Origin of the sequence: Sulfitobacter sp. UBA4523 (genome assembly GCF_002388305.1) — a bacterium.
GTDB lineage: Bacteria > Pseudomonadota > Alphaproteobacteria > Rhodobacterales > Rhodobacteraceae > Sulfitobacter > Sulfitobacter pontiacus.
The window spans coordinates 24,924-29,376 of record NZ_DGMH01000073.1; the positions used below are offsets into that span (position 1 = coordinate 24,924).

Consider the following 4,453-nt stretch of genomic DNA (forward strand, 5'->3'; position numbering starts at 1 on the left):
GCCGAAACCGCCAAGGCGCTGTGGCAGGGTCAGGCCACATGGTCCGTGATCCGCGCGAGTGACACGCCGTGGCAGCCCGACAGCCCCACCGGCTGGCTGATCCACGACACGCTAAGCGGTCTGATCCACCCCCGCCACGCCTGCGACGCGCTGGTGCGGGCACTGGCGGCCAAAGGCGTGACGGTGCAGGCGGAAGGCGAAGATCGCGGACAGGTGCTGTGGGCGACGGGCGTCGCGGGGCTGGCGCAAATGACCGCCAATCACAGCCGTCTGGTCGGCGCAGGCGTCAAGGGTCAGGCCGCGCTGCTGGACTATGACGCGCGCGGCTTGCCACAGCTTTTCGCGGGCGGTGTGCATATCATCCCGCATAGCGATGGCACCACCGCCATCGGATCAACGACAGAGCGCGCCTATACCTCGCCCACCGAGACGGACGCGCAGCTTGATGACGTGATCGCCGCCGCACGTGCCGCGGTGCCCGTGTTGCGTGATGCGCCGGTGATCACCCGCTGGGCCGGCGTGCGCCCGCGCAGCCGCAGCCGTGCCCCGATGCTGGGGCCCTTGCCCGACGCTCCGGGGCAGTTCGTGGCCAATGGCGGGTTCAAGATCGGGTTCGGCATGGCCCCCAAAGTGGCCGAGGTCATGGCCGATCTGATGCTGGACGGGCGCGATACCATCCCCGATGGGTTCCGCGTCGAAGACAACCTCTAGCGCCGCGGCGGCCCGTCAGCCCCCGTATGGCATCCCTCAAACGCAAAAGGGCCCCGGCAGATGCCGAGGCCCTTTCACGTTCATGTCGCTAACGCTTAGGCAGCGTTTGGCAGGATCACGATTTCAACGCGGCGGTTTTGCGCTTTGCCCGCTGCGTTCAGGTTGCTTGCCACCGGCTGGCTTTCGCCACGGCCCACGGATTGGATGCGGCTGCCGGGAACGCCGTTCGATACCAGCACATTCGCAACGGCACGCGCACGGCCTTCCGACAGCTGCTGGTTATAGGACGCTTCGCCATCGCTATCGGTGTGACCGACGATTTGCAGCGTGGAGTTGCTGTAGACGTTCACGTTCCGCGCCAGTGCGGCCAGATCGTTTTGCATACCGGCCTGAACCTGCGTGCTGTCTGTCGCGAACAGGATGTCCTGCGGCAGGGTCACGATCAGACGGTCACCTGTGTTGGTGATGATCACGTCGGAATCCAGCTGACGGCGCAGGTCGGCCTCTTGCTTGTCCAGCGAATAGCCATAGCCGGCACCCAATGCACCGCCAGCGACCGCACCGGCCAGGGCACCTTGTGCACGGTTGCCGTCGCCTTTGGACAGCGCACCGATCACAGCACCGGTACCTGCACCGATCAGCGCACCGTTACGAGTGTTGGCGTTCGGGTCGTTGGGGTTGCCGCCAATCGGACCGGGTTCACAAGCAGCCAGCGCCAGAACGCTTGTCAGAGCTACAGCAATGGAGGTTTTCGAAAGTGTCATATCTTATTCTGCCTTTAAGTTGTGGCCCCGTTCGGGCGAGGCAATCGTCACATAACGCTTTACACCAGCCTTTGTTCCCGTTGAACCGGCAGCTTCAAACCCATAGGCAGCAACCCGCCGATACCCTCACGCGTCGACGCGGGCGGATTCAAAGGCCAGCATGGCGCGTTTGACCGGCAGCCCCCAGTGATAGCCCCCTAACCCCCCGGATTTGCGCAAGGCGCGGTGGCAGGGGATCAACCAGCTGATCGGGTTACGCCCCACCGCCGTGCCCACAGCGCGGACCGCTTTGGGTGTGCCGATGGTCTGGGCGATTTCGGAATAGGTGGTCACATGACCCGACGGGATCGCCAGCAAGGCCTCCCACACCTTGATCTGGAAGGGCGCGCCGATCAGATACATCGGGGCTTTGTCGGTCCCGTCTTCCTGTAGGCCAAAGGCAATCTGCACCCAGTCGCGCAGCACCGCCGGATCCTCGCGGAATGTCGCCCCCGGCCAGCGACGGCACAAATCCTCCATCGCGGCATCGGTGCCCATCTCGGCCGAGAAAGCCAGCCCGCAGATGCCCCGTGGCGTGCCCATGACCAGTGCCGGGCCAAAAGGGCTGTCGAACCACCCCCACGAGATCACAAGCCCGTCGCCCTTGCGGGCGAAATCGCCCGGGCTCATGGCTTCCCACCGCAGGAACATGTCATGCAGCCGGCCAGAGCCGGACAGCCCCAGCTCGTGCGCCGTGTCGAGCGTGGTAAAGCGGTCGCGCAGCAGCGATTTGGCGTGATCCAGCATCAGATATTGCTGATAGCGTTTCGGCGACACCCCCACCCACTGTGAGAAGAGCCGCTGGAAATGCGCCGGGCTCATCCCCATTTCGCCCGCGATCTGATCCAGCGCCAGCGGGTCGGCGGCGGCATCGATCAGATCAATCGCCCGCCGCATCACACCGTAGTGATAGGCGCTGCCGTCAGCGGTGGTGGCATCTTCGGGGGCGGTGGTTTGGGGCGTGTGCTGTGCATGTGTCATAGGGGCAGACTACGGCAGGCCCCGCCCCCGCGCGACCCGAAACATGCGCCAAATGACGCAGCCCCCTGCCGCAGCGACGCCCGTAAAATCCGCCGCGCGCGGCTTGCCCTGAGAGGCGAAACCACGCATACCCTTGGCGCATGGCCAAAACCCTTGATTATCACACGATCCGCGAGATTTTCACCCGCTTTCAGGACGCCGAGGCGGAACCGAAAGGCGAGCTGGATCACACCAACGTCTATACGTTGCTGGTCGCTGTCGCGCTGAGCGCGCAGGCCACGGATGCGGGCGTGAACAAGGCCACCAAATCCCTGTTCGAGATTGTCGAGCACCCGCAGCAGATGCTGGACCTCGGGCTGGAGGGGCTGACCGAACACATCAAGACGATCGGCCTGTTCCGCCAGAAGGCCAAGAACGTGATGAAGCTGAGCCAGATTCTGGTGGATGACTATGACGGGGTCGTGCCCAACAGCCGCGCGGCGCTGCAATCGTTGCCCGGCGTGGGCCGCAAGACCGCGAATGTTGTGCTGAATATGTGGTGGCACTATCCGGCGCAGGCGGTGGACACGCATATCTTTCGCGTCGGCAATCGCACACGCATCGCCCCCGGCAAAACCGTCGATGCAGTAGAACGCGCGATCGAGGATAATATCCCCGTCGATTTCCAACACCATGCCCACCACTGGATGATCCTGCACGGGCGATACCATTGCAAAGCACGCAAACCCCTATGCAGAACCTGCATCATCCGTGACCTTTGCCCCTATGAGGAAAAAACCGAATGACCCAATACGAAGTGGTTGGCATCGGCAACGCTGTTGTCGATGTGATCTCGCATGCGGATGACGCGTTTCTGCAAGATAACGGCATCGAGAAAGGCATTATGCAGCTGATCGAGCGTGACCGCGCCGAAAACCTGTATGCGACGATGCAAGACCGTCTTCAGACCCCCGGCGGGTCGGTCGCCAATACCATTGCGGGCATCGGCGCGCTTGGCTTGCCCACGGCCTTTATCGGGCGGGTGAATGACGATGATCTGGGGCAGTTCTATGCCAAAGCGATGACAGACATCGGCATTGATTTTGTCAACGCGCCTGTGACCGGGGGCGAGAACCCGACCTCGCGCTGCATGATCTTTGTGACCCCGGACGGGGAACGCTCTTTGAACACCTATCTTGGGATCTCCACGGGGCTTACCTCGGACGACGTTCCGCAGGCGGTGGCCTCCAGCGCCAAGCTGATGTTCCTCGAAGGCTACCTTTTTGACCACGACGCCGGCAAAACCGCCTTCCGCGAAGCGGCCCGCGCGGCCACGGCGGGCGGCGGCATGGCGGGGATCGCGATTTCCGACCCCTTCTGCGTCGAACGCCACCGGGATGACTTCCTCGCGCTGATCGAAAACGATCTAGGCTATGTCATCGGCAACGAAGCCGAGATCCGCGCCTTGTGGGAAACCGACGATCTGGAAGACGCGCTGACCCGCACGGCGGCGATCTGTGACACGGTCGTCTGCACCCGGTCCGGCGACGGCGTGACGCTGATCCGCAAGGGCGAACGTGTCGACGTGCCGGTGACCAAGGTGACCCCCGTGGATGCCACAGGCGCCGGCGATCAATTCGCGGCGGGGTTCCTTTATGGCATGGCAACGGGTCGTGACCTCGAGACATGCGGCAAGATGGGCAACATCTGCGCAGCCGAGGTGATCAGCCACATTGGCCCGCGCCCGCAGACCTCGATGATGGAGCTGTTCAAGGAAAAAGGGCTGGTCTGATGCTGACCGACGGATATCACGACGTACCGCTTGGCAAACTGGCGATGGTTGTCACACATCTTGAGATGCGCGAGGCCGCCCCCCTGCGGGATGTCCCCGCCCCCGAGGGCGTGACCCTGCGCGCGTTGACCCCGACACTGGACTGGTACCGTGATATCTTTCGGCGGGTCGGACAGGATTGGCTGTG

Annotated in this window: 5 protein-coding genes and 1 pseudogene; 4 read left to right on the plus strand and 2 right to left on the minus strand. The window is 63.4% G+C overall.

Going from position 1 to position 4,453, the window contains the following annotated elements:
* On the plus strand, positions 1-711 hold a 711-nt coding region (locus B3849_RS17260; RefSeq protein WP_286780471.1), incomplete at its 5' end, for an NAD(P)/FAD-dependent oxidoreductase.
* 95 nt (positions 712-806) lie between these two features.
* Here B3849_RS17260 and B3849_RS17265 read toward each other — a convergent pair.
* Together B3849_RS17265 and B3849_RS17270 are read right to left on the minus strand one after the other, a co-directional pair.
* Complete coding sequence (locus tag B3849_RS17265; protein WP_005851133.1) at positions 807-1,475, minus strand: OmpA family protein; 669 nt, start codon at positions 1,473-1,475, stop codon at positions 807-809.
* Positions 1,476-1,601: 126 nt separating this feature from the next.
* Positions 1,602-2,495, minus strand: coding sequence for a bifunctional helix-turn-helix domain-containing protein/methylated-DNA--[protein]-cysteine S-methyltransferase (locus tag B3849_RS17270; RefSeq protein WP_278425380.1), 894 nt, complete (start codon positions 2,493-2,495; stop codon positions 1,602-1,604).
* 140 nt (positions 2,496-2,635) lie between these two features.
* Between B3849_RS17270 and nth the strand changes: the two genes are divergently transcribed.
* From nth to B3849_RS17285, 3 genes and pseudogenes are all read left to right on the plus strand, one after another.
* A complete protein-coding gene (nth, locus tag B3849_RS17275) occupies positions 2,636-3,280 on the plus strand; it encodes an endonuclease III (protein ID WP_005851129.1) in 645 nt (214 codons plus the stop codon).
* On the plus strand, positions 3,277-4,266 hold the full coding sequence (locus tag B3849_RS17280; RefSeq protein ID WP_037943043.1) for an adenosine kinase: 990 nt from the start codon (positions 3,277-3,279) through the stop codon (positions 4,264-4,266). Before nth ends, B3849_RS17280 begins: the two co-directional genes overlap by 4 nt.
* A pseudogene (locus tag B3849_RS17285) lies at positions 4,266-4,453 on the plus strand (GNAT family N-acetyltransferase); the annotation flags it as partial. The gene B3849_RS17280 and the pseudogene B3849_RS17285, both read left to right, overlap by 1 nt.